The 25,386-nt window shown below is 44.8% G+C and carries 22 protein-coding genes; 5 read left to right on the forward strand and 17 right to left on the reverse strand.

Annotated features, from left to right (window positions below; genetic code table 11):
* Positions 1-391 precede the first annotated feature (391 nt).
* Positions 392-3,250, reverse strand: coding sequence for an HD domain-containing phosphohydrolase (locus ACED42_RS18195; RefSeq protein ID WP_371703648.1), 2,859 nt, complete (start codon positions 3,248-3,250; stop codon positions 392-394).
* 391 nt (positions 3,251-3,641) lie between these two features.
* The gene (locus tag ACED42_RS18200) at positions 3,642-6,239 is read right to left on the reverse strand and encodes an Ig-like domain-containing protein (RefSeq protein ID WP_371703649.1); all 2,598 of its coding nucleotides are present in this window, start codon (positions 6,237-6,239) and stop codon (positions 3,642-3,644) included.
* Between the two features lie 557 nt (positions 6,240-6,796).
* Here ACED42_RS18200 and ACED42_RS18205 point away from each other — a divergent pair.
* From ACED42_RS18205 to ACED42_RS18220, 4 genes are all read left to right on the forward strand, one after another.
* On the forward strand, positions 6,797-7,330 hold the full coding sequence (locus ACED42_RS18205) for a DUF6817 domain-containing protein (protein ID WP_243585161.1): 534 nt from the start codon (positions 6,797-6,799) through the stop codon (positions 7,328-7,330).
* 140 nt (positions 7,331-7,470) lie between these two features.
* Positions 7,471-7,710 carry a hypothetical protein gene (locus ACED42_RS18210; RefSeq protein WP_065103172.1) on the forward strand — a complete coding sequence of 80 codons (240 nt, stop codon included), beginning with the start codon at positions 7,471-7,473 and terminating at the stop codon, positions 7,708-7,710.
* Positions 7,711-8,346: 636 nt separating this feature from the next.
* Positions 8,347-8,499 carry a hypothetical protein gene (locus ACED42_RS18215; protein WP_016800262.1) on the forward strand — a complete coding sequence of 51 codons (153 nt, stop codon included), beginning with the start codon at positions 8,347-8,349 and terminating at the stop codon, positions 8,497-8,499.
* Positions 8,489-9,088 (forward strand): Fic/DOC family protein, encoded by a 600-nt coding sequence (locus tag ACED42_RS18220; protein WP_371703652.1) that lies wholly within the window; start codon positions 8,489-8,491, stop codon positions 9,086-9,088. Before ACED42_RS18215 ends, ACED42_RS18220 begins: the two co-directional genes overlap by 11 nt.
* 200 nt (positions 9,089-9,288) lie before the next feature.
* Here ACED42_RS18220 and ACED42_RS18225 read toward each other — a convergent pair whose 3' ends face one another.
* The 3 genes from ACED42_RS18225 to ACED42_RS18235 form a co-directional block, all read right to left on the reverse strand.
* Positions 9,289-9,750, reverse strand: a complete 462-nt coding sequence (locus ACED42_RS18225; RefSeq protein WP_016800264.1) for an RES family NAD+ phosphorylase — start codon at positions 9,748-9,750, stop codon at positions 9,289-9,291.
* The gene (locus ACED42_RS18230) at positions 9,747-10,190 is read right to left on the reverse strand and encodes an antitoxin Xre-like helix-turn-helix domain-containing protein (protein ID WP_016800265.1); all 444 of its coding nucleotides are present in this window, start codon (positions 10,188-10,190) and stop codon (positions 9,747-9,749) included. Before ACED42_RS18230 ends, ACED42_RS18225 begins: the two co-directional genes overlap by 4 nt.
* 406 nt (positions 10,191-10,596) lie before the next feature.
* Positions 10,597-11,418 carry a restriction endonuclease gene (locus tag ACED42_RS18235; RefSeq protein ID WP_135381790.1) on the reverse strand — a complete coding sequence of 274 codons (822 nt, stop codon included), beginning with the start codon at positions 11,416-11,418 and terminating at the stop codon, positions 10,597-10,599.
* A gap of 331 nt (positions 11,419-11,749) precedes the next feature.
* Here ACED42_RS18235 and ACED42_RS18240 point away from each other — a divergent pair, with 331 nt between their 5' ends.
* Positions 11,750-12,022 carry a helix-turn-helix domain-containing protein gene (locus ACED42_RS18240; RefSeq protein ID WP_371703654.1) on the forward strand — a complete coding sequence of 91 codons (273 nt, stop codon included), beginning with the start codon at positions 11,750-11,752 and terminating at the stop codon, positions 12,020-12,022.
* A gap of 167 nt (positions 12,023-12,189) precedes the next feature.
* Here ACED42_RS18240 and ACED42_RS18245 read toward each other — a convergent pair whose 3' ends face one another.
* From ACED42_RS18245 to traC, 12 genes are all read right to left on the reverse strand, one after another.
* A complete protein-coding gene (locus ACED42_RS18245; protein WP_371703656.1) occupies positions 12,190-12,636 on the reverse strand; it encodes a hypothetical protein in 447 nt (148 codons plus the stop codon).
* A gap of 106 nt (positions 12,637-12,742) precedes the next feature.
* On the reverse strand, positions 12,743-15,427 hold the full coding sequence (locus tag ACED42_RS18250) for a conjugal transfer protein TraG N-terminal domain-containing protein (protein ID WP_371703658.1): 2,685 nt from the start codon (positions 15,425-15,427) through the stop codon (positions 12,743-12,745).
* Between the two features lie 12 nt (positions 15,428-15,439).
* The gene (locus tag ACED42_RS18255) at positions 15,440-16,801 is read right to left on the reverse strand and encodes a conjugal transfer protein TraH (RefSeq protein ID WP_371703659.1); all 1,362 of its coding nucleotides are present in this window, start codon (positions 16,799-16,801) and stop codon (positions 15,440-15,442) included.
* Positions 16,798-17,235: a conjugal transfer protein TraF gene (gene traF, locus ACED42_RS18260; protein ID WP_016799993.1), complete on the reverse strand. Its 438-nt coding sequence runs from the start codon at positions 17,233-17,235 to the stop codon at positions 16,798-16,800. The genes ACED42_RS18255 and traF (ACED42_RS18260) overlap by 4 nt, the downstream gene beginning before the upstream one ends.
* Before the next feature lie 15 nt (positions 17,236-17,250).
* The gene (gene traF, locus ACED42_RS18265; RefSeq protein ID WP_371703661.1) at positions 17,251-18,060 is read right to left on the reverse strand and encodes a type-F conjugative transfer system pilin assembly protein TraF; all 810 of its coding nucleotides are present in this window, start codon (positions 18,058-18,060) and stop codon (positions 17,251-17,253) included.
* A 12-nt stretch (positions 18,061-18,072) separates the two neighbouring features.
* Positions 18,073-18,276: a hypothetical protein gene (locus ACED42_RS18270; RefSeq protein ID WP_371703663.1), complete on the reverse strand. Its 204-nt coding sequence runs from the start codon at positions 18,274-18,276 to the stop codon at positions 18,073-18,075.
* A gap of 24 nt (positions 18,277-18,300) precedes the next feature.
* Positions 18,301-20,061 carry a type-F conjugative transfer system mating-pair stabilization protein TraN gene (gene traN, locus ACED42_RS18275; protein WP_102561068.1) on the reverse strand — a complete coding sequence of 587 codons (1,761 nt, stop codon included), beginning with the start codon at positions 20,059-20,061 and terminating at the stop codon, positions 18,301-18,303.
* On the reverse strand, positions 20,058-20,744 hold the full coding sequence (gene trbC, locus ACED42_RS18280) for a type-F conjugative transfer system pilin assembly protein TrbC (RefSeq protein ID WP_016800267.1): 687 nt from the start codon (positions 20,742-20,744) through the stop codon (positions 20,058-20,060). The genes traN and trbC overlap by 4 nt, the downstream gene beginning before the upstream one ends.
* A 12-nt stretch (positions 20,745-20,756) precedes the next feature.
* A complete protein-coding gene (traU, locus tag ACED42_RS18285; RefSeq protein ID WP_029222902.1) occupies positions 20,757-21,773 on the reverse strand; it encodes a conjugal transfer pilus assembly protein TraU in 1,017 nt (338 codons plus the stop codon).
* Positions 21,770-22,492 (reverse strand): type-F conjugative transfer system protein TraW, encoded by a 723-nt coding sequence (gene traW / locus ACED42_RS18290; protein WP_371703665.1) that lies wholly within the window; start codon positions 22,490-22,492, stop codon positions 21,770-21,772. Before traW ends, traU begins: the two co-directional genes overlap by 4 nt.
* Before the next feature lie 4 nt (positions 22,493-22,496).
* Complete coding sequence (locus tag ACED42_RS18295; protein WP_371703667.1) at positions 22,497-22,844, reverse strand: TrbI F-type domain-containing protein; 348 nt, start codon at positions 22,842-22,844, stop codon at positions 22,497-22,499.
* Positions 22,841-25,384 (reverse strand): type IV secretion system protein TraC, encoded by a 2,544-nt coding sequence (gene traC / locus ACED42_RS18300; RefSeq protein ID WP_371703669.1) that lies wholly within the window; start codon positions 25,382-25,384, stop codon positions 22,841-22,843. The genes ACED42_RS18295 and traC overlap by 4 nt, the downstream gene beginning before the upstream one ends.
* Positions 25,385-25,386: the final 2 nt, after the last annotated feature.

The raw sequence follows: 25,386 nt of genomic DNA on the forward strand, positions 1-25,386 counted from the left end.
GTAATGACAAAGTCGCTTGGTAATTAAGGTACGACAGAATCGCTTGGTGATCACACATTAAGATTGACCAGTTTCAAAACGTTTTTGGACAAAAGTTACTTAGAGCAATTACTTAAATTAAGGAAATACAGATAACGTCAGGTATGGGAAAGTCGCTTAGTTAAGTGTCCAGTCTGATTGGAGCAGATCAGAATTAGCATTTATTGGATTAGGTGATTTCCTGTAAACGTACTTTTAGGTGCTCAAAATCAGCATCTATAATATAGTCGTTGCTATCTCAACACGTATACTCGTTGAAGAGCCCCTTAGATAATAACTGGCACTCAGCAAAGTATCACAAATTCTAACTAGCCTGATATCGTAATAAGAGAACAGGCTCGCAACGTCGATATCACGTTATATAATCACTAATATTTACTTCATCAATTTGCTCAGGCTGTAAATAGTCATTGGCAAAGCGTCTATAAACCCCTGAACTTAAAAATAAAGCGAACAAATCTGGGTCAATATGTTGATCTTTAACCATAAAACTCATTATCTTAATCGACTCCGATAACGTTTTTGCTTTCTTATAAGGCCGATCAGAACTGGTCAATGCTTCAAAGATATCGGCGATGGCCATGACTTTTGTGGTCAGCGACATCTCTGATCCCGTTAAACCCATAGGATAACCTTTACCATTCATTTTCTCATGATGGCCTCCCGCAATTTTTGCTACGTTTCGCATATGTCGTGGGAACGGCAGTGACTCCAAAATATGGATGGTTTGAACAATGTGATCGTTGATTATAAACCGCTCTTCCTCTGTTAATGTGCCACGCTGTATACCTAAGTTGTGGACTTCTCCCTTGTTAGCCTGATATTGAGTCGGCTTCATTGTGAATCTATCATCAAATTTGTCTGTGTGATTCCAATCAATAAGATGTTCGGGCTGGTCGCTAAGCAACTTTTCTTCAGTTGGGTATTCATCTTCTTCCGTGTACTGATTCATTTCCTCTGAAGAGATACCGAGTTGTTTACTTAAGGTTCGAGTCCACGTTCGTGATGCAATTTCATTTAATCTATCAAGGTCAGTTTGTGTGACAAACTCTGATCCCAAATTAAGTTGAGCCACAAACTCAAAATCTTGATTCAACTGTTCACATTTTTCCATTAATTGATCTCGCCATCCAACTGGATACGCTTGGACCAAAGACTTCAAGCTCGTAATTTCTTCATCGCGCTTAAGAACCTCGAAGCGCATTCTGACTTCGTGGATTCGGTTATAAATTGTTTCCAGCTTTGTTGCTTTGTCGACCACATATTCGGGTGTGGTGATTTTTCCACAATCATGCAGCCAACTCGCCATTTTCAACTCTTGCCACTCTTTTGAGTTAAGAGAAAAATGAGCAAACGACGGTAATGTAGATTCTTGAGCTGCGAGAGTTAACCACTCGGTTAATATTGGAACACGTTGGCAATGGTTACCTGTATAAGGCGATTTTTTATCTAATGACCCTGCAATAACTTTGATGAATGAGTCAAGAAGAGCTTGCTGAGCAGCCATCATGGTGTTCGTTTCTATTGCAACGGATGAAAAGCCTAATAACGAATCTAAATAATCAGCAAATCGCTCATACTGAGCTTGGGCTTTACCGTCATCATACAATACACCAAAGGACCCAATCACAACCCCCTCGCGATCTTTCAAAGGTATAATCACCACCTGACTAGTTTGGTTATCCTTCCAATCAACCTCTAAGTTCGGGAGCTCGCTTGCTTGGAATATATGGTATTTCTTTTCAATGAATATCTGCCGAATAAATTGGCCCGACTCAGCGGTGGGAACCTTAGAATTTAATACTCGATTTATATCGGCTTTTGTTGCGCCTTCCCACCAAACGTATTTGGGTACTAAGCACTTGTTCTCTGCGTCTAACAAATAGAGAAACACACCATTGGCTTCTGCTGCACTAATGGTATCGCGACAGACAAGTTCTAGCAGTGCCTCTAGGTTTTCTTCGTGAGCAATGTTATTCGTTAAAGAAATGAATCGGCTAATTGTGTTTTGAGTGGCGATTTGAGCGTTGTTGAGATCTTGGATTTCTTTTATGTAACTCTGGGAGTTAATAGGAGTAGAAAAATTAAAACCCTGAATCTCTTTCGCTTTTTGCGTCGCCATTTTTATAGGTTTAGAAATTGAACGGGAAACTAAGTAGATGACAGGTAACATCAAAGCAAAAATCAACAACGAGCCAAAGAGTGTCTGGCGTTTGATTAATCCACCTTGGTCAAATAATTCTGAAGCTTTTGTTGCCATTAACAAATGGACATGGTTACTTTTTAGAGGTTTTAGCGTGATTATCTCACCAAACCAACGTTCTTTTTCAAACTCAAATATCCCTAACTTGCCATCACGGCGATATTGCTCAATCGCGAATTGCACTAAAGGGTTCTCTAGCTTCTCAAAGCTTGATAATGACATACGCGATGAGGGTTCAGAACGAGAAGTTTCGCTATATGCAAGAACGGTTTTTGAATCGTCATAAAGCACTCGTATCGAGGATTCATTGGCTAACGTATCGGTTAACGAATCCCGCAACCCAGCCAACAATACTTCAGCGGCAACAACCGCTCCGTTATTACTTGCTCGATAAATAGTTATCCCCGGCTCATTAACGCCTCTGAGTAGGCTTGGTTCTGAAATTATATTTTTGTCTTGCACTGCGTTGTAAAATTGGTGCTGTTTATCAAACGCCAAGGAGTGTGATGTATCAATGTTTTCAGTGAAAACTAACGATGAGTTTAAGCCTTTAATACTAACGAAGTTTGAGCTTCGATGAGTGACCACAAAAATAGTATCTTTTTGTAGCCCCATACGCTCTCTCATCTCAAGGTCGTTTATCCTCGTCACGGAAAAAACATCTTCATTCGGGTAATAAATAGCGTACGACGTGACATGTGTGTATTCGGTAAGCAGGTGGGTAAATTCGGGCAAAAAATCATTTCTATTTTCTATCGTTTCAGCTTGAACAATTTTTCCCTTTGAAAAAGTACCAATTGCGGTAAAAGCAGCGCCATAGTGTGCATTCATTTGACTGCGCGTTTGAGCCGCGATCCTTTGGAACACATTCCTATTAGTTTCAAAAATTACGTCTGTTAGTCCTTTATTGGCAAGCCAAATTTGAACACCAGAAACCGCAACAACAAGCACAATAATGACAGTGGTAATGTGGATGTGAATAGGGAATGTTCTAGGTGCTTTATTCATCTACTGTTAAGGCCTATTTACTTTATGGTTACAATGAGAATAGCTGCATTTAATTGAATCGGTAGTGTCTCTCTTCAATTTTGGCGTTTTCGCTTAAAAAACATCTAATTAATTAGCTAGATTCACCTTTAGTGCAGTACCTAAATTGCCTGTGTAGAATTACGAAATTCATGAGATAAATAATCTTGAGAATAAAGTGGAAAATGCAGTCAGTTCGAATGAAAATAGCAATGAAAAACCAAAAGTATCAACTCCGATACAGGGTGCTTCCAATTGATGGACAATACAAAACCATCGTAGGAAGCAACCGTAATACCCTTAAATTATGTCTGAAGAGGTGCTAACTGATAGCTATGGCTAAGAACAGCTAAAAGCACTGTTCTTAGTTGAATTACTTGAAGTAATAAGAAAACACGAGTTCGAGGGTATCAACATCACCTGCTAAATGATGCCATTGTAGATCTGACTTAATTTGACCAAAGTCCAATACATTCACGCCGACGCCTATGTTGGGGTGAACATTATCCTCCACCTCGAAATCTTCCGCGTGGTTCGAACTTGCATCAAGATAACCTAAGCCCAAACTGAAGTACGGGGCGAATTTATCGCCCCAAAGCTGCGTAACTCGATAAACAAAGTTAAAGCTGTAATGTTGGTAATCGACCGTCATATCATTATATTGCGTATGTTCTGCTTTCAAATCGACACTATTTAGCCAACGATAAGTAAACTGGATACTCGCGTTATTATCAAATTGGTACCCTAAGCTACTTCCGAAAGAAAACTGACTGTTACTTTCCTGACTCCACGCGTTGTGGTCAGTATCTGGCTCTAACCATGAAATCCCAGGATTAGCTGTTACATATATTCCGTTATTCTCTTCTGCAGAATGAGCGAAAGGAGAAACACTTAACAATAGTGGGACGACCACTTTAACGGCAAGTGACTTTTGATGTCTAAACAGTGCGAGTATCGTCAATAGCAGCGTGCTTAAGAACCCTATAGAACCACCACTGCTGGTTCCCGCGATAACCTTCCCCCCATAAGGAACACCGGCTTGAATATGAAGATTAACGGTAGCAGGGTAACTATGTCTTGTTCCAATATCTGTAACATCATATTCAAAGCTATCATCGCCTATAAAACCAGCGTCAGGCGTGTAAATGAATTCACCAGTCTCCTTAAGTGTTATCGACCCATGCATTGGTTGTTTATAGATTCGCGCAGTTAAATCGGCATAAAAAGGAGCTTGTGTATTCGCGTCATCTGTATCGTTAAGCAACACACCTGGTGCAACAATAGTATCAATACTGTCTGCGTAAAGTGAGTAGCTATCATTATTAGCAACTGGCGCAGCATTGTTAGGGATAAGAGTCCAACCTGTGGAGAGAATTGTTATTGATACTTTTGCTTGGCTAGTATTGATTGAATAATAAAATTCATCATTGCCATAATAATCAGCATCAGGTTGATACTCAAAACTACCGTCAGCATTCAATGTGACACTTCCATACAAAGCATCTTGGTCTAATGCAGCGGGCGCTGAGTTTTCATTGGTATCATTTTTAAGCACTCCATTTTGACTAGAGACAATCAACTTAGTATCTTGATCAACCTCATAGCTATCTGGGTGAGCATAAAGAGATTCATGTTTTTCGAATGCGCCAATGTCGATTCTCAACCCCTGCGGGCGGGTTTGTTTGAGGTAATCTGATGTGATTGAGCTACCATCGTCATATAGCGCTTTATCGTCGTCGCCTTTATCAACAAGGGCTATTGAAAGCGTGTTTGGAACGAAACAATTAGTTGTAACGCATCCTGTAAGTGACAGGCCAGTGTTAGGGGTATCATCGACACCAGGTGACGAAATAAAGTTATCATTGTTCTCTGCTAATGGGTAAATAGTTGTATCGTCCCAATCTGTTGGATAAATTGCAGAGCCAACATTATTTACACCATCGACTGTAATGAGTAGATTGTTATTGGCTATAAGTTGAGCACTATTGATTAACTCTATATGGGTCGCTTTGTAAGTAGCAGGGTCTACATTTTTAGTAATAGTCGGGTAATACAGCGTGCTATTGGTTAGCGTCAATTTTCCTTTATTGACATAGATTGGCCAACCTCTATTAGCATCCCTTCCATCAAATAAAGTATTTATAATTTGTGCATCAGCTTCATTAAATCTAAAAGTAGAATTAAATAAGCCTTTAAATATACTATCTTTGATGACTGCCGTTGTGCTGCCTGAACTATCTTGACTAACTTGAATAACATGACTCGCTGTGTTTTCATCCAATGGTCCATTAGATTCAAAAGCCGTGTTTTCAATAAAAACATTACTATTAAAAATAAGGGTAGGTGCTGATCTTGGGCCAAGATTTTCGAATATAAATGAATCTTTTATTGTAACAATGCCATCTTGAGTAGACATGATGGATGCCTCTCCTTGCCTAGGCACTATCTTATATAGGATAACGTTATTGAGTGTTACATTAGCGTTATCGGAAAAGATAAAACCTGACATGTGTTCTGCCCACACATTTTCAATGGTGACATCAATGGGGCGCCCTGCGGTATTTCGAGGATTGATGTCAAATAAAAGACCAGATGATCTTAGAATCAGATTGTTAGGATCATTCGGATAACCAGTATTAAATGAGCCAGTATCAGAAACCCAGCGTTGATGGTCATTAATGTGGACATAATCATCGCCTAATCCTCGAATGATAATATCATCAGTAATTGTCATTCGGTTGTCGGTTTGACCTGAAGGGACTTCACCCAAATTAGGCGAGATAGGTGCTTGTGCATTATATGAAGCCGGTATTTCGATAATATCTAAACCAGGATTAGCATTGGCCTTTTCGATCAAATCTCGAAGTGAGCCCATGCCTTGATCACTACTTGTTGTTACCGTATAAGTGGCAGATTGTACGCTCAAAGAGCTAAAAAGTAGTCCAAATAAAATTATTGACTTTGGAGTCATATTACCATCCTTGATATCCATGAAAAAACTAAGCCCAGATTTTTTAAGTTCCTTGCAACCAACAACTTAGCTCATATATAGGAATATCACAACTCTCCCTAAGTAATGACTTTTGGAGATGTGTATACTTGGGTGCGGACGGGAGTTTTTTCAAAGTAATGTGTTTGCTTTACACATTAGCTAGTTCTATTACGATCTAGATGGGTTCTAGAACGTTTTGGGGCAGAACCTTCTTAGCCGATCTTCTGACACAACTAGTCTCTGGACAAAACCTTGCCAGTGCTTTTGCTAAATTAGAAAATTATCAATAACTACAGGTATGGCAAATTTACTTGTGAAGATCTAGTGCGATGAGTAACATCGCACTAGCAAAAGTATTGGTTTATGTTTAGGTTCGCACTAAGTGCCGTTACGTTAAATTCAATTCATCACATTAAGCTACATATTGCCTTCTAACATTCAAAAAATCAGTTTAAGTCCTTGATATCATGTTGACCATGAAAGGTTAAATAGGCATAAATCAACGCTTTCTATACGACCTAAAGGAAATGATATTTATGGATAAATTTACAATGCTTCAAGAACTTGGGGCGGGTGACTTTCAGCACCTAAACGGTTCATTGGAAGCACACTTGAAAGGAACTGAACAAGTTCTGATTAACTGGGGGAGTAGCGAGTTACTTCAAATCGCAGGTCTTTTTCATGCCGCATATGGAACAGCAGGTTTCGATGAAAACATGGTGTCGTTAAGCAAGCGCCAAGAAATAGCGCGAATTATTGGTAATGATGAAGAAGCATTGGTTTATTTGTATTGCTCATGCGACCGAGACTATGTATTCCCTCAATTTGGAAAAGCGCTAGAAATCCAATTTAAAGACAGATTTACTGGTTCAATATTCAAACTCGATAGTGCAACGGTAAAATTGTTTTGCGAGTTAACGGTCGCTAATGAGCTAGAGCTTGTTTATAGCAGTGAAGAGTTCAAGCTCAAATATGGTGCTGAGCTATTTGAACTGTTCCAAGGTATGGACAGCTACTTAAGCACCGAAGCTAGAAAGGCGTACAAATCAGCATTGTCGAATTTCGCATAACAACAACGGTTCAAGATGGATTCGCAACGCGTGGCGTTAGAAATCTTGCAGTTATTATTCCTATTATGTTCAATTGCATCCCCCTACAACGAAGAACTCTAGTTGCAAAGCAGCGAATGAACATCTTAGAGGTAACAGATATGGTTCAAACATACGGCTCCGAAGAAACAAAAGCCTTTTGTTGTAATTGCAAAAAGGTCACTCTTCATAAGTATCAAAGCTTTTCTAAAACAGCCGAAAGTAAGAAAAGTGAAGTTAAGGGGTTTTTCTCTGGTCTACTCGCTGCGATAGCTAGCGCTCTGATGGAAGGTGAACCAACGGGTGATTATAAGTGCAAAGTTTGTGGCACTAATCTACATACACCAGACCATTTAGACTAATACATAACTTGGTGAACACGTGAGTAAGGCTTGCTGAGATAATGTCTAGTCCAACTCAAAAAAAATCGATGTTCATTATTCTTATTATGGTAAATGTGTCTGTGTGCTATCAGAAATAGCCATTAGACCGCTTCAAACGCTCTCAGTGAAGATTTTCGACACTTGTTCAAGGCGGTATGCTTCAATAACGCCTTGTAAGTTTGCGACGCTTCAAGAGCGGTTTGTAGAGCAAAATTCATCGAGTTGCTTTGAACTAACAACTGCACTCTGATCCCCATTTTCGTACTTTATAAGCTTTGGGTTTCAGAATAGTTATGTTTGGGCAAAACCCATCCGACCGAGAGCGTGGCTTTTTTGGCGAAACTAACAAAGGGGCATTTTCGAGCTAGAAAATGCCACGTGTTAAAATTCAGATTGTGACGTTTTTGGGGCAGCTCTGAGCTAGCTGGCACTTTGAGAGACAAGTGCCACGGGTAAAACTTTAGGCCAATGAAGCCTCTGGATAAAACTTTGCCAGTGACATTACAAGAATAGAATGCTGCTGCGCGGCTCACTTGGCTTTGCGAAAATCGCTACTTCATGACATTAGCTGATTAGTCATGTACAATTAATGCAACCAACAAGAGGAACATTGATATGGCCAATGTCTCAAATCCGAAGCGCCAAAAAGCTACATTTACCCCTAGCTTAAAGAACTTCAAAACCAGTTTGGGTTATGAAGGCATGACGATAAATAAGAAATCGAACGTTCAAACCATTGAAGATTTAAAACGCAAGTATGCGAGATAAATATGGTGCTGATCAGGACAAATACTGTTACTCAAATTCTGATGTTTTAATTAACAGATTGAATATACTTGACTCGGATGAACTTGAAAAAGCCGAAGTTGAGTTTACGAGTTATAGGTACCTTTCATACAAAAGTAATGTTTCTGAAATCAAGCATTTAGACTTCAATCACCTCAAATGTCTACATCACCATCTATTCCAAGATATTTTTGAATGGGCAGGTCAAGTTCGAGAAGTGGATATATCTAAAGGCTACACTCGATTCTGTACCGTTTCTAGGATTGAAGCTGAAGCTTCAAAATTATTTGATATTATCCCTTCGTTAGACAATTTGGCTTTGCCTGATCTTATCCAAGAATTAGCCAGTCTATTTTGCGAATTAAATTTGTTACATCCTTTTAGGGAAGGTAATGGCCGAACTTTACGTTTTTTCTTTGAAGAACTCGTATTTGTCCTTGGCTACACCATCGAGTGGCCTAAAATTACTCAACAAGCATGGATTGATGCAAATATTGCAGGGGTATCACTCGATTTAGAACCGTTAATTACAATATTTCGTTTAGCTCTATCTAGTGAAAAACAAGACTGAATTTTTGTGCGATTGCATTAGTTTTAATCGCCTAAACTCAGCTGAGGAGTGTTGAACCGCTTTTTTCTGTGAAAAATAACGGGGCGAAAGTGGTTTAACTTATCTTCGCCGTCTAACTTGATGTAGCCAAAAACAGATCAAACTAAATTGGAACTGACAAACTTTAATGTCCTCGGACAATTACAGTGGGAATAGCTGATTTATAGAAGCCGCGTATCGAAAGAAATTTCGTGTTTTTTGGCTGTTTTGATGAGTTTTGGATAACCTGGATGTTTTGTGTTGAGCACATAGTTTTGTTCGCGAGGCACAATCACCGATGGGATCGCCAGCGCCAAGCTTGAATAGCTCGATAACCATTGATCACCTATTTCGGCTGTCTGAAGCGGGGCTGGCTCTTCATTCCAGTTGTCCGGTAAGTCGTCATTTTCAAGGACCAAAGCATCGGCTTCATCCAGTTCCAACGTAAACAAGACATAATTTTCAAGTACTTTGGTATTTTTGAGATGAACCAAGATTTCTAAAATGGCAAGTGACTCTGACGCAGCAACATAAACCGCAGACCGTCCAATAGAATTCCAACGCCCTCCGTACAGTCTGGAGCCTTCGCCATCGAAAGCTGACTCTTCCCACTTTTCCTTTACGATTCGGTACAAAGTGATCAAGAAAATACCCCATGCTCTAATCGTCCAATTAGGTTTAGCACACCCTCTGATTCAGCAGTTGTGGCAACCATATCGATAGGGCGGCGATTACCCAAACCAACCACAGGGGATTTGATCCATTCACACGCGGCCAAAATATCACCTTCAAACAAGTTGATGGTTTGGTTGAATATCTCAGCAAAACGGTACAAACGATCACTTTCGTCTTTGTTAAAACGTCCAGCTTTCGATCTGCGGTTTAGTGTGGCTGGTGGAATTGTAACAGCGGTAGCCAACTCTTTCTTTTCCAATTTAGAGTGCTTGGCTAGTTTGTCAAAAACATCAAAATCCAGACCTTTATGAACAGACTCATAAAGGGTTACCCCTCGCGATGGAATACCTACTTGCTGCCAAAAGCTAGCTGGCTGTTTAACAGGCTTGAATGCTTGCATTTGTGACATAACAATAACTCCTTATCAGATGGTAGTGTCATTATGTATCAGATGATTGCGGTAGGCAAGTTTACAAGTACATAGCTTGGAAAATTGGAGAGCGACAAGTAAGTTAGAGCATTCTCTGCTTTATTTTACCAGAGAAAGAAACGCCGCAATTCCAACTGTCGGAAGACAATAGAGATTGAGAACATGAGTCGCGACGACATGCTGACTCAGAACTGGACAAGGTTCATCTAGAGAGGGTTTAAAAGAGGTAATTGCTCCAATATCTTGCCAGACCTAGCCTTGTCTTTCAGAGATACCGCAATAAATCAGTTGTTGGCCATGCCAAATAGCATAGATGCCAGCAGCAACTTTCGGGCCATCAAAGATTACTTGCTACAACAAGCGTATTTTGCGAATAGATTAAAACTCAGCAGTCGCAAGTATAACGACACTTTGGATACGTAGAGCAACCATAAAAAGACATACCAGATTTAGCTCCTCGCTTAGCAACACGCATTACAAGCTTAGATTGGCAACTAGGGCAAATCATAGATTCGACGCCTGCCCTGTGTGTTTGGGGCGATATTGATGGTTTATTTTGAAAGCTGCGGCCATCTTCAATCATATGTACTAGTTCGCTGCCGTTGACTAGCCACAGGCGCTTATCTAGAGAAAAAGTGACAGCCTCAGAAGTAAAGTCTCCTGAAGTTACGATAATCATCTTACTGGCATTGTTCGCGATCATGACACCGTACATTTCCCTTAGAATTTGCACACCCACTTTGCGAGTTTTCCAATGCTTACATTGTACAAGGCTTAATTCACTATCTTTTGTAAGCCAAATATCAACACCGCCATCAGATTTTTGAGCGAAAGACTGTTTGACCGCATACCCTTGAGACTTAAAGTATTCTCCGATGTAACTTTCAAATTCGATCCAAGTCAGGTGATTTAGTGGGGAAGTATTCCTCTGAATTTTAATCTGATTGTTCGTCTTGAGATAGTTTCTTTTCCTCTGATATTGCTTGAAAAACGCTATCGGTGCGGGGAGAAGAAATAAGAACGTAAAATATGGAGCCATCAAGGGCAAGTTTGGAGCAATAGCTTCAAAGATGAAATTATTGCTATCCACGGCCAAGCTAGGCAATAGATATGAAAGCCCAAAATAAATACAAGCAGAGAGTACTACGCTTAACCACCATGGAGCGTCCATTAAGTGCCATATGATTCCATCGTTTTTTCGTGCCATTTGAAGATTACCCGATAAGCGTTTAGATGCATTAAAACACAAGCGATAGATGATGGGTATAGTTTGTAAGGTGATATTTATCAGGATGATAGCTATTGATGAGCTAGGGCAGGGAAGGCAACGCTTGAAGTCGGATTCCTTGTTCGGAATCCGAACACTTCTAACTCATAATTGTCGAGTAGACGACATACTCAAGTCAAGATGACTGTGCCCACCAAGCGACTACAAACCAAAGCCTGCATGACATCAAATTTGGGAGTGAGCGGATTTTAAGGCACTTTCATGATAAATTTGCCAACATGATAAAATCGATTAATAACCTTCAATTTATATGAATGACCAACTAACCCCAATCAACAAAGACTATTTAAAAAAACTTATCCGAGCAGAATTGGAGCTAACATGGTTTGATAATAAATCAGCTAGCCCTGATATGTCTTGGGTTACTCCTACGGTGATAGAAACATTGTTTACTGAGTTGATAACTCATACGCGTGGTAATCAATCAAAGGCTGCTAGGATGTTAGGGATCAACAGGGGGAGTTTCAGCAAAAAATTAAACCAGATTACAAGTAATGAACTTGAATTGGTTGAAAGCCTATAGATATATATCAAGCCTATTAGGACACAGCAGAGGGCGTAGCCATCATTACCTTGAAAAACTCGGCAAGTCAGTAGCTTGGTCTAAATTTATCCCCGTGAGACATCACGGGGATTTACAGCGAACAGCATGATAAGAACGGATAACTTTTGGCAGGGTAAACCAATAGCTTAAAATTGCTTTTGCACTGGGCAAGGGTATTGCTCTTTTAGCCCCATTGCTAAGTAATAACCGATAGAGCCGCTAATGCCTGGTTTACCGTATTTTTTAATATTATGTTCAATTTGATTATTAATCAGCTCCATTAACTCTTCGGTTTTCCAATTCCGTAATGTTTCGCGGTTTACCTGGCTTTTCATTGGCAAGCAATAATCGATACGTTGATTGTGAGCGTCTAAGCGCGTGGTATAAAGATTTATGGTATCCGCGGCGACACGAACGCCGATCAATAAATCTCGATACTCAGGGCTATCGGGATCTTGATAGTGCTCAACGTAGTAACCCATACTAGCAGGGTTCTTGCTGCTGATGGGGCGATCAATTTCTGGAATTTGACTATTGGCTAAGCTTGAAAACGAACATAAAGTGGTTAAGCCTAATATGGTCCATTTATTCATTACTAATCCTCCATTTTATACTGTGTATAATACTAGGTTGTTTTGATATCTCACTTGGATTGCTCAATAATTAACCATTATTTATAGATTAAGAATGGGTTTGATCCTACTCCTTCTTTGTTGGCTGCAAGGTTGATGGTGGCTCAACACGCTTGCTGGTGCCCTCAAATTGTTCACGTGTTTCATCCACGATTTGTGAGTGGTTGTCGGGGTTGTAATAACGCTCTGTGCCGCCGCGTTTCTGATGCTGCTCCAGCACCGTTTGGCTGGTGTTACCTAGAGCCTGGCCTTTAAATTGTTCCCCCACCATCGTTTGCCACTCGGCTTGGGTCGGCTCAGGGTTAAAGGCTTGTTCGTGCTCTTCTTGAGTGGGTACGCTGGCGAGCACAAAATCTTTAAACGTGTCGGTTGTTTTAAATTTTTCCCATAAGTCAGCGCGATCTTGACGAGCATCGTCGCCCTGTCCCGTTAGTATGAGTCCTGATTCGTCTTTCGTACGCCCGTTTTCAATAAACGCTTGGAATGGTTTTTCCAGTTTCTCAGTTAGGCTCGCCATATGACGTTGCTCTTGGCTGTTGACTTGACTGAGCGTATCGACCTCTTGTTGAGCTTGTGTCGTGGATGTTATTAAACCTTGTGTCTCACCAAAGTTCGCCGTAAAGCCAGTGGCGTAAGTGCCTATTTCTGTCTTACGTTCGTCGGCTGTGAGGCGGTTGCTCGCCTCGATGGTTTGGTTGGCACCAGAGCGATAGGATTCGATGGCGGCTTGCATTTGGCTTTGTTGTTCGTTGCTCATGCTGCTGAGCGTTTCGCGGTCTTCCTGTGTCCATTTTTGTCCCGTGGACGCGTTCACACTCCCATTAAACCCTACGGCGTCACCGAGAGCGCCGCTTGACAGTCCAGCGTTCACGTCATAACCGCCGTACGCAGAGTGTAAGAAGGCATTCGCTTTCTCATGGCTCCATCCGGTTGCCGCACTGACTTGCTCAGTGGCGGAGCTGACCTGCTCTAAGCCTTTTGAAGCTGCAGCAGTTGCACCGTGTCCATGAGTTAAACCGTAACCTTGGGTTGAAGAATAACTCTCTTTCCAATCGGCCATCAATTGAGAGCCACTTTGTGTGCTTTGCGACAAAGCCGCTTGTTGTGTCGAGAGGTTGGATTGAGCATTAGTGTGCAAGTCTTGCACCGCTTCACTGTATTGACTAGAGCTGGCGACATTCCACTGGAAATTTGACGCGGTAGGGCTAGTGTCATACACCGTTCTATCACCGTATTGCGTTGAAAGCATACCGTCTTCGCTTTGAGTGGTACTGCCGTGTTGTTTCAGCAATGTCGACGTATCAAGCTTATTGCCATTGACGTTATTAAACGTGTGGGTCTGCATTTGCGTATTACCGTGGCTGATGTCACCGCTTGAGGCCGCTGCCGACGTACGGGCATTGGTTTGGTTTATCATCCCCGCCAGTTGGTAGTTTAAGCTGCTCATCATGGCCGCTGCGCCCTTGGTTAACGCCAAAGCAATCGCGGGGGTGGACATCATCAAGTATCCGGTAATGGAGGCGTAACGCGTGTTGACGTAATCAATGCCGCTCATGTTCGAGAGGGTAATGCCGCGTAACCCTTGTGTCGCGCCCTGGGTCGCCCCTTCTAAGAACCACATCATGATAGCGTTGAGGATGGTGAATATCATAGGCCAAGTGGCCAGATAGAAAAAACTGCCAACGTAGTTTTTAAGGACAGGCAGCGCCATATGTGGCAGCAAGGCAATGATGGCAATGATCGCCCCAAAGCAGACAAACAAAATCACTCCTATCGAGTGCATCATTGGAATGAACTCTTTGGCTTGCAGCCCAATGTTGGCCCACATGGTGGTGGTTTGCATTTGGTTGGCGGTGTAGGCGTAGTTGGCCGCGATACCTCGGTGCGTGTTTTCGATGTTCCATCGCGTCATGTTGATGACCATGTTCTGTTTTAAAATATCGACCGCGTTGTTACTGACCCCAATTAAATCTTGGTGACTATTCTCGATGGCGTTTCTTAAGAACGTTGATTGGATGTTGCTCTCTCGTCCCAAGATATACGCGCCCAGTTTATTCATGGTTTGATTGGCCTCTTCATCAAATTGTTGAGTGAGTTCAGGAAACGCGTCGCGGCAGGTTCTGTATTGACCCTGGGGGTTATAGAGCCCACGAATGGGGGACATCGATTTTGTGGCGAGAAAACCCAGCAAATCCGGTGCTTGCAGGATGTTTTGCATGGTGTATTTTTTGTTAATTCGAATGTCTCCGACGATGCAGTTGTGATAAAAGTCTTTCCAATAGCGTTGCAGATCAATGGTTTCGGCGTTGGCGCTACGAAGCAACGTGTATAAATTCGAACCAAACACCATGCCTGAGGAGCTGTAGCTTTCATCCTCTGTACTGCTAAAGACGATTTCAATGCCTTCGGTTAAGCCGTGCATGAACGTGGTGGCCGCCCAACCGGGTATTGCGACGATGTAAGGCACGTTATTCACGTAATAAATGCGCATAGGATTTTGCGCGTCATTGATATGGACGGTGGCTTTCATGCTGATAAGAAAAGTGGGGATAGCCAAGTAAATGAACATAAAACGCATCACATGTTTCGCGTCTCGAGACACAAAAAATAGGGTGGCACTGATGATAAAGGCCAGTTGTAAGGCGATTTCGATTAACGAGCCAAAGGTGTTGGTGGTAAAAAAAGTGGCGACGGCGTTCAAGGCTCGTTGTAATTGAGGGCCTGCGCCATAGAGATAAAAGTCTAAGGTCATTGGGGATCTCCTTTAATGGCCAAAGGTGAGGTTCGATAGGGTAGCGTCACTTGCCGATTGGCTAAGGAGCTTTCGTTTGCGTTTTAAGCGCTCAGTGAGGGCTAAGTACGCGTTCAATTTTGTTTTGTGACGGTCTCGAATGGTTTGTAAGTAATCCCTTGCACTGTTGATGCCTTCGAGAGTGCGATTGACGTCGGTTGGGTTAACCGAAGCGAGGTTGGTCATGGATTGATTGACGATCATCAGCATGTTGTTGAGATAGGCATGCAAGAGATCGGCGGCAATATTTTGAGCGTATAAATGGCTTTCTGGTTGTAGGTTGAGGTGCGCATCATCAATGAGCATTGCTAAGATAGGAATGTCACTGAGTTCAACAAAGCTCTTCTCTGAGTCGGTGATAGGTTGGTCAGATTGTAAGTGGGCATAGAGCGTATCGACGGTGTGGCGCACTTTGGCGTTAAAGGCTTGGCTTTCATTTAGGCTGATGGCGCTTAGGCTCATCGAAAGGCAGGTCTCGGTGTTGTCGCATCGATACACCTCCAAATCCCCTCCGGTCAAAAGGGCGTTAATGGCGGTGTCGTTACCCACTAACATGGCCGGAATGTAGCTTGGCGTCCCCTGCGCGTCGTAAATGATGGTGCCAGTGAGGCTTACGATAAACTCGGCGACCTCTTGATTGTCTTGAAGGTAAGCGCTTTTCATGAGCGCATCCCACACCACATTTAAGTTCACTTTCACTGCGTGCGCCGTGGCGTCATCGGTGTTGCTAGCCAGTGTGCTCTGGTTGGTACGGACGTTGCGACATTCGTGTTGCGCTTCTAACCAATCAGCGAAAGCGTTGCTTTGCGTGCCTAGGGTGGCGCAGGCATGTCGCTTGGCTTCCCCATCGGTAAAGGCCGCTAAACCAGAGACCGCCGATTGCGCTACTTGGCAAGAGTTCATCGAGGTGGTGAGGAACTGATCAGCAATGGCTTGCAGTTTGTCCCGATTCTCTTTGATGCTCGGCGCCCAAGTTTGCAGCGCTAAATCCACCGCGAAGGGCACGGCGTTGGCAATGACGGCTTTACCAAAAGCCACCAGTTGGTCAGAGTTAATATGAGAAAAGCCGCCCATAAAGGCGTCAATGCCACCGCACCCTGCGCTGACAGAAGGCAAGGTGATGGCGGCCAGTTGAATGTTTTTGATGTTGGTGCGAGCAAACAAACTGCCCGCATTATAGTAGGTGGCGGATTGACCCTGATAGGCACTTGGGTTCGTGATGTTGCTGTTAAAACTGCTGTCATCCCAAAAGCTGTTCATGGCGTCGCCCAAGCCGCCGGCATGAAGTGAACATGAAAGACTCATTAAGAGAGCCAGGAGGGTAGGTCGCGTCATTGTAAACTCTCCATGATGGCCACATCGGCGCGCAAGGCTTGGTAGCTCTTAAGCAGCTCAGTGTATGGAACATTGCCTTCACTCAAACGCACGTACTTACCATTGCTGACGTTGATTAAGAACGTGGCGGGCGTAATGGCGTTTTTGAGATCCCCAAAAAACGCAGCGGTGATGTCAGAGTTGGTCGGTATAGGCGTCGCGTAACCGGGGATGGGTTGTCCGTCAAAGGAGAAATCGTACACAGGTAGTTGAGTAGTTTGCTCTAGCCGCTTCATGGTTGGGGCAAAGTGGTGACACTCAGCGCACTGACTAAAATGGAAGAACACCAAGGCGTATTGGCCTGTCATCGCATGAGGGGGTTGCGCTTGAGTGAGGGAGGTTGAGGCGAGCGTCATCAGCGTACTCAACAATAACGTGCGGATAAAAGCGTTCATCGGGGCGTCCTTAAGTTAAAAGTCGCTGTCTTGGTAATTGGTCGCGACGTTGTGAAAGCGAGAGAGCAAGTCTTTTTGTGAAATGAAGCCGTAGGCGAGGGGCTTGAGTGCTTTGGTGTGGATATTGGCCAGCATTAAAGCCGGTGTGTAGCGCACCTGTACACGCCCTGTCTTATCAATACGGTTTTCATTAATCGTCTCAAAGGTCTGACCGTCTTTGCTGATCCCGACCAGTTCGATGTGGTACCGGTGGGCAAAGTCTTGGATTGAGGGTGCTAGGGTTTGAGATAAGGCGTCTTGCCCTTCGTAGATGAAGTAGAGGCCCCAACCTTCTTGTACCAATTGACGCACAGTGGCTTCGTTTTTGAGTTGGATACCTTGATAGTACGTCGCTCTTGCGGCTTGCTCTGTGGGGCGGTCTTTGGTGTACGAGTATTCGGGGTGTTCGTTGATGAGCTTTTTGAAGGTCATGCCCGTTTGCGTGGTCTTGCCATCGATGAATTTTTTCAGCTTCATCAATTTTAGATTTTTCTCTTCATCGGTTGGGTTAATGGTGGCATCGTTTAACGCTTCATCAAACGCGCGGTGGAACCATTGCATCTGCTCGGTAGCGCTCATCACGGTAGAGACGCTGTTGGGGGGGAGGCTCTCCTCCTCTTTGGGAGGGACTTTGGGCGCTTTGGTCTCGTTATACCAGCGCCACCCCTTGGGGGGCTCATCGGCGATACTGTGAAAGGCCAATAAAGCCAACAACATTAACGGTAGGGGTTTGATTGCTAATCGGTTAATTGAGTTGTTCACCGTTTTTGTGGATAAGTCCTTCATGGTGTGACCTCATTATTGCCAGAAACTCAGCATCTTGTGGGTGCGCGTGTGAAATAACGTCCAAAGTGCTTCATCAATGCCACGCTGTTGATGGTGCCTCATCATTTCTTGCTTGAGCTGATGGAGTTTTCGTTTGAACAGAAGATGCCGAATAAGGGTGATGGCAAACCCGGTTGTCGACAGGGTGGCCACAAGTAAAGGGAGTAGGGGATCCATATCATGTCCTCATCATTGATTAAGTTAATGGCGATAAGCGCTGTGTAATCGCTCTTGGATTTCTGTGGCCGAAGGCAGGTTGGTGTTGCCGTGCATGTCGTCGTAGAAGTCCGAAAAGTCGAGGCGTTCAAAATCTATGTCTTGAAGCTGCTCGGGGGTAAGGGCGCCGCAAATGGGGTGTTTGGCGGTTCCCAGACTGATGCCAAGTTGACCTTTCGAGCCTTGCTCTTGGATGATGCGCGCCAATTTGCTATCAAAGACGCAGTAGGTCTTCTTTTCCCGGATACACGCGCCTAAGACCTTTTCTGCGCAATAACGGCCAAGGGCTATCGTAATGCCTTGCTCTTTGGCTTGACCGAGCGCTTTCTCTTCATCATTGCATTGGGCTATGCCAATACTCGTGCCCCAACCGCCGTCTTTACAGCAGTCGGCAAAACCAAAAGCGGCGTCTGTGCACTTCATGCCTTTGCCTGTAAATATCTTCGGTGGGTTACCCATACCGTCAGCGGCTTCTGCGAGCGCGGCTAAGGCTGAGGTGCTTTCATTAAAGCGGTTTGAAGTGGTCGCCATGGCTTCAAAGCAATCGCCATCCAGACAAAAGCTCTCTTCTCCACAGATTAATTGGGTGGCACTGCAGCGCCGCTGTGGGCAGGATTTATTGACTTTCTCCTCAATGCACACACCGTTTTGCTGGAGGCTGCAATGGGTTGACGTCGTGGTGCAATCGGCGGGCAGGACGTTGCACGTATTGGGTCGAGTGCATTGGTGCTCAACCCGATACTTCCAGCAATCAAGCGTGGTCGGTATGCCATTAATGATGCGGGTGGCTCGACCTTCAATGCATTGCTGGCGAGTGATCTTGCATGAGTTCATCAGGTTGCATTCTGTTCGCCAAGTAATGTTGTTCTTGATGCAGTTCCCTCCGGATAAGGAGAATCCGTTTGAGCAGCTCAAGGTGACTTTTTTCGTTTGTGTGGTGGGGCGACAAATCTGGTAGCGTTTATACCAGGATTCGTTACTTTTCCAGACAATGTGGTCGGTCTGTTTTAAATCGCCAAGCGTGTAGCCTTGGTTGGGAGAGACAACCTTCCCATCCCAGAAATACGTGGTATCTGACCCTGTAAACCCTCTTGTTCCCCCCGTTTGCCTCACGTAATTGTGATTATCGTGTCGGCATTGTGAGAGAGGGCGTTGGCAATTATCCCCTTGCTTTGTCCAGCCGGATGGGCAGCGGTAGATCACTTCACTAAGGCTCACGGAGGCGACGGGGACTTTGTCACACGGGACCGGGTTGTGAGTTGGTCGGTAGCATTGCTTTGCGATGTTATCAATGACGCATTGCGTGGCGTTGTCACAATCCACGTACTGATTAGACTGACCATGACTGATTTCATAGGCGTTCTCAATGCCAAGGGTGGCGAATCGATACGTATCATCGTTTGGGTCAATGGTGACACTATTATTGTCAAACCCCTCTTGTATCGCTTGAGCGTGTTCGTTGTTGCCAAACTCCGACGTGGATTGGTTTGTGATTTGTGCATCAGTCATCCCGGTTTCATCAGGCTGTCGGATTTTGCTTTCACACCCTGGATTATTGTCGCTGCAGAAGTCTGACAGGTTAAGCGTCATTTCTGAGTCATTGTAAGCCTCGTTCGGGGTGTTTTTCGCCCACTCCACGTTGTCGTAGAATGTGTTTTCTTGAGGGGCGGCAAGGGTATGAAGGGAGAGTAAGAGAGCAGCGCTGAAAGAGAGAAAAACAAAAAGTAGTGAAAAGGGCGAATTCAAGGGGAACTCCTATTGAGCACTTGTTTGGCGATGTGTCCTACATCGCCTTGGCTTAAAATCGTTAATGCGTTAGGAAGGGAGAGGTTGCCGTGAACCATGTCGTAATCACTTTGCGGGCAAGACGCTTCATTGCACGCTTCTCCAATGGCCACAAACACGGGGACGTGGGTGATGTTAAATTGACGAAACCACTGTGGACTGATGGCAAAACCGCTATCAATGGCCATTTCTTCGTCGTCCGCTTCTAACAAACTCAGTATTCGAGAGGCTGTCGGTACCATGCCTTCTGGCAGTACCCCACGTATCACGAGAGGAACCTGATATTGCTGACTTTGTTTGAGTAGCTGTCTAAGCGCGTTATCTGGCATGGAAAGCGACACAAACACCATCACACCTTGCGCCTTTTTGTTTGGATTTTCCTGAGGCACCCCAAGAACACTCGCCAGTGGCGAGTCTTGCAACACGTTATCGAGGTGTTGATTCATCGACAACGCTTCTTGCTTATGTTGCTGACCTCGTTCAAGAAAGGTGGTCAGTTCACTGTGATTGGTTGGCGCTGCAATGGTCTGCTCTTGCTTGGCAAGCGCTTTGAGCTCTTCTTGAGAGTAACCCTTCTCGGCTGTTGAGAGAGGGCTAACCAGCAGAATAAGTAACAGCCATGAGGCTCTTGGGCTAAATGACATCGTCTCATTTCCTTATAAAAATACGCAATTACGTTTTCGCCAGTTCACAAAACCAAAGTTACCGCCGGTGGTTGGGTTGTCTTTACCTTGCTCCCAAAGTGACGAGGTGGTGCCATAGGGATAACAATGAGCGGCATCACCAATCGGTGCCGACAATTGATAGCGATAGCGACTTTTCGGCAAGATAGGCTCTGGCCATTGGTAACAGATTGCGCCATCTTCGCCCCGGGTTTCCCACACAATGCCTTGCCTGTGCATTTTAAAATTAAAACGCTCTAACATCAGTGTGCCAACTTGAGGGCCGGTATGAGAGTAAGCGCTATTACCGGTTAATGGGTAGACGCTGCCTTGTGAGCCTAAACACCAAAAAAGCGCATCAAAAGGCAAAACGCGCCCGGTGGTGGTCGCCATGGCTTCGGTGATGCAAGAGAGCTGCGTGATGGGGTGGCCAAACAAAATGGCTTCGGGGTTAAGAATGAACGACATCTCATCATCATCCCAAAACGGGTCAAGCTCGGTGAGGTAGGCCACATCGAAATTATCCGTGGCCATGCAGGCGGCCGACTGCATCAGTTGTAGCCAGTAAATCACCGGATATTTGTACCAATGCACGTGATAAAAAGCATTGCCGCTGGTTTTGCTGCTTGAGTCGTGCTGCGAGCCTCCTATTTGTTGGCTATTGTCATTACTCAACTGCATCCCCATGTTGACCATGCAATAAGGGACTCGCGTCACGTCCACCAAGGAATACGGCTCCCAATACCCAATGTTTAAGCCAATTTGCATAAAAATGGGCGGGGGTTTAGGACAATAGGAGATCGGCATGCTTGGGTTGGCGGTGTCAGGGTATGTCGAGCTAATGAGAGGCACACTGCCCAGTGTCATAGGAAATAGGCAGTCCCAACAAATATCAGACAATGGATTTAAGAAATGCCCCGTACAAGCGGCGGATTGAGCTTGGGTTTGCCAAGGAAATAGGAACAAACCAAGCAGTAATAACCCATGGGATCTCAAGGTCTTTCTCCTTATTTTGTGTTCGTCGCACTCTTGTTTATGGTGGTGAACGGCGTCACATCGATCTCTGTGATCTTCCACCGCGCTCCGTCTTGTTCAATCAGAGCGGGAATGTGTGAGAGTTGAAATTGACGGCTGTAGTGACCTTGTTGGTCAAAATAAATTCGGGCGTCAAACTCCGTGGCGACGTTTTCTGGACTGCCGTTGGTGAGGGTCCATTTTATCGGCTTATCTGCGCGGTATTGTTTAGCCCAAGCGCGCTGGCTTGGGTCGTCACCATCAAGAAAGACAATCACATACGAGTAATCGAATGATTGTTTGGGAATGTCGACTGGCCAAGTGTCGGTATCAAAAGGGTTGATGACGAGGCCTTTAGCATAAAGGAGGTTACCTTGTGCATCTTTGATATCGGTGGCCAGCTTTAATGATGGGTCGATGTAAAAGGTGTTGGGCGCGGTGGTGGCGGTCAACCCTTTAACGGGAGTGGGTCTTCGCACGTTATTTTCTACGTTCTCCACAAACTGCTGTTGCATCTTTGCGGTTTCTCCCGTGGCTTCTAAGTGTGTCAATCTGCTGTTAATCCATTGCAACATGTCTACCTCTGCAATAGGGAAAAGTTCGCCTTGACGCCCAAATTGTTGACTAAGAGCGGTGGGGGCGATGGCAAGTAAAGTGAGACCGAGCACCTTTGAGAGTGCTGTTGGTTTGATGAATGAATGCCCGTGAACAATCATAAGATCATGACTCCTTTTTAAGCGCCTCAATAACGTAATGTTGGATCTCGGTGGTTCTATCCGGTGCGCCGCTGATGAGCGCGCCTGGCACGATAATCACGAGATGGTGCGCTTGCGCGTATTCTTTCAAGAGCCGCCTGAGTTCCGTATCAAAGGTCGCCAATTGCGCGCTGTGCTCCTGATCGCTGAGGTTGGCTTCAATGAGTTGGTCTTGATATTGCGCTAACGTTTGTTCGATATCGAAGCCCACGATTTGAGGGGCGGTGTTGAGCTTGACGGCCATCAGCGTGAACATCATCAACACTATGGCAAACAGGGCACCGACAAGACGTGTGTGACGGATGGATTTCATTTGGCCTCCTTACCATAGATGAGGGTGTTGAAGATCTCAATTTCTGGTCCGTAAAAATGCTCTGCGGTTTGATTGACCGCATCCATGAGTGGGACGCCTTGGTTCATCAAGGTTTCACAGTACTCAAACTCATGCGGCTCTGTCGAAAGGCACGCACGAGTAAAAGGATCGGCAAACAAGCGATGAAAGGTCGTTACATCACCGGTTTTTAGCATGACAGAGCTGTAACCGGCGATGGAGGACTTTTCAAAACTCTTGATGACAAATTGCTCATAGGGTGAAAAGTGTGAAGGATTGTCTTTGATGAATTTCGCCAATCCACTGCCTTGACGCAGAGTGATGTGAATGCCGGAGTTATTGAACGCAGCGAGCGCTTCAGGTGTGCTGTAAAAATCCTCAATCCCTTGCGTCACGGTGCAAAACGAACCCCCAAATTTTCGGGCGGTGCGATAACCGGTATTGATGAATTCTTGTGCCTGTGCATTAGAGCCAGCCATCAGAGACCACGCCTCTTCAATGATGCACATCTTCGGCGTTGAACGAGAGCCTGAAAGGTACATCTGCTGAGTGATGCTCGACATCAGCGCAAAAATCACCGGTCGCATGATGTCCGAGGGAAATCCGTCGAGTTCAATGGTGGTAAAGTGGACATTGGGATCCAGCATGGACGGTTTATTGAAGGTGTCACCGTAGATCCCCTCTGAGCGGTATTTATTCAGTTGCATGGCGATATCAGAAAGGCGGCGATCACCGCCTTGTTTTTCGGCCGCCGCAAACAGCGCTTCTTGCACATGGTCAACCAACGTCTCGCTTTTGTGTGCCTGCCAAGCCGCAATGATGCAATCACCGAGGACCGATTTTTCAAAATCTCCCATTTCGTGTGTGGGGCAGGCCATGGTCGCAAAGAGTCCGGTGATGGTGTGCAGCGTTTCCTTGAGAGGGTTGACCTGTTCGCCTTTTTCATCGGTATAGTCATCCCCCATGGCAATGCGTTCCAGGTGAGTGAATGGATTGAGGTAAATCTTCTCAGCTGTCATGTAGCGGCCGCCAAGCATCAAGGTGAGCTTTTTAAAGCTCTTTCCTTTATCTAACGCCCAGATTTTACCGTTCATGGCAAAGAGGGTTTCGGCGAGCTTTTGCACAAAGAAGGATTTTCCTGCCCCGGAGCCTCCGGTCAGGGCGATGTTGTAGTTATCTGAGCCACAATTAAACGGATTAAACCAAAAGGCTTGTTGGCGCATGGTGGGAAGCATCATGCCGCCACTGAAATTCTTTACGTCCATCACAAGAGGCAAGAGGTTGGCCACATTGCCGGTTTTTACGGTTTGAATGCGTCCAGCACGGTCGCAATCGGCCCAAAACCCATCGGTCATCATGAACGGTAAGGTCGTCATGAGCGCTTGGCTTTGCAGCATCGAGACGGTTTGTAAATCAATCCCGCCAGAGCGAAAGGCGTTAATGGCAGTAGTGCGATGCAGTCGCTCGGATTTTTTGTTGGTAAATAACGTCAGCGTCAGGTGCATGTATGCCATGCTGTTGATGCCATCCGACATTTCATCTCGAATTTGCTCGCGTTCGCTCTGCTCTTTCTTCGCTTGAGGGAAGAAAAATGCCATCGGGGACTTGAGTGTTTTTTCCAGCTCTCCAATGCGTCCGCCATTTTTGGTCGCAAAACTGCCCGATTCTTGATGGCGAAAATTGAGGGTCATGAGGTGTGGACATTGCACATTTTTGGCCACGCTCTTTAAGGACGCAAAACAATCGGGCAAGGCGTAAAGGCGGAAAGTTCGAGGTGTACTGCGTAAACCCAATGAAATGATCCGCGAGGTCACCGTTTGATGTTGGCGGTTACTAAAGCGAACGTCGGTGTAATGTCGGCGAGTTAAAAACTCGGTATCAGGAGAGAGGACTTGTTTGTAGATCAACGCTTCTGGTGCGTAGTCAGATCCGCGAGGGGCGGTTTGTGTGGGGTCAAAATTGAGAATGCCTTCGACGTAGTTGATTAAGCCTTCGGGGGTAAGCGGCGTGAGCTCCAGTCCAATTTGGGATAAAGTCGTGGTGAGCGCCTCTTTGCAATCCAACACACTATCAACATCGTCCGTACTGGAGACAAACAACCACGCGCTGTAATCTTTGATGTCAAAGTAATGCTTCTGACGATGAAAAAAGCCGTGGTGAGCCGCAAAGTTGGCGTAATCGGCTTCTTGTTTTGCTAATTCACTGCAAATACCCGCACGAGCGGATTTCAAGGCGGTATTTTGCTCAATCAAATGACTCACGTGGTTGTGGCCCATCATGGAAAAATGGTAATCCCATTTATGGCCAGGCGGTAAATCCATGATGAGACGGTTAAATGCCTCCACCATGTCGTCATTCGCCCCCGTTAAGACGCTCAATTTGAATCCAAATCCTACGCCCTTTTTGTTATGAAAGAGGCTGTGCTGCGCATCAAAAGTGCGGTAAGGCAGTTCAGAATGAAGGTGGTTATATTCACGTTTGGCTTCTTGATAAAAACCCTTTAAATCTTTTGAGACGCCCATGG

The organism is Vibrio sp. FF145, from assembly GCF_041439075.1.
In the GTDB taxonomy this organism is placed as follows: Bacteria; Pseudomonadota; Gammaproteobacteria; order Enterobacterales; family Vibrionaceae; genus Vibrio; species Vibrio tasmaniensis_A.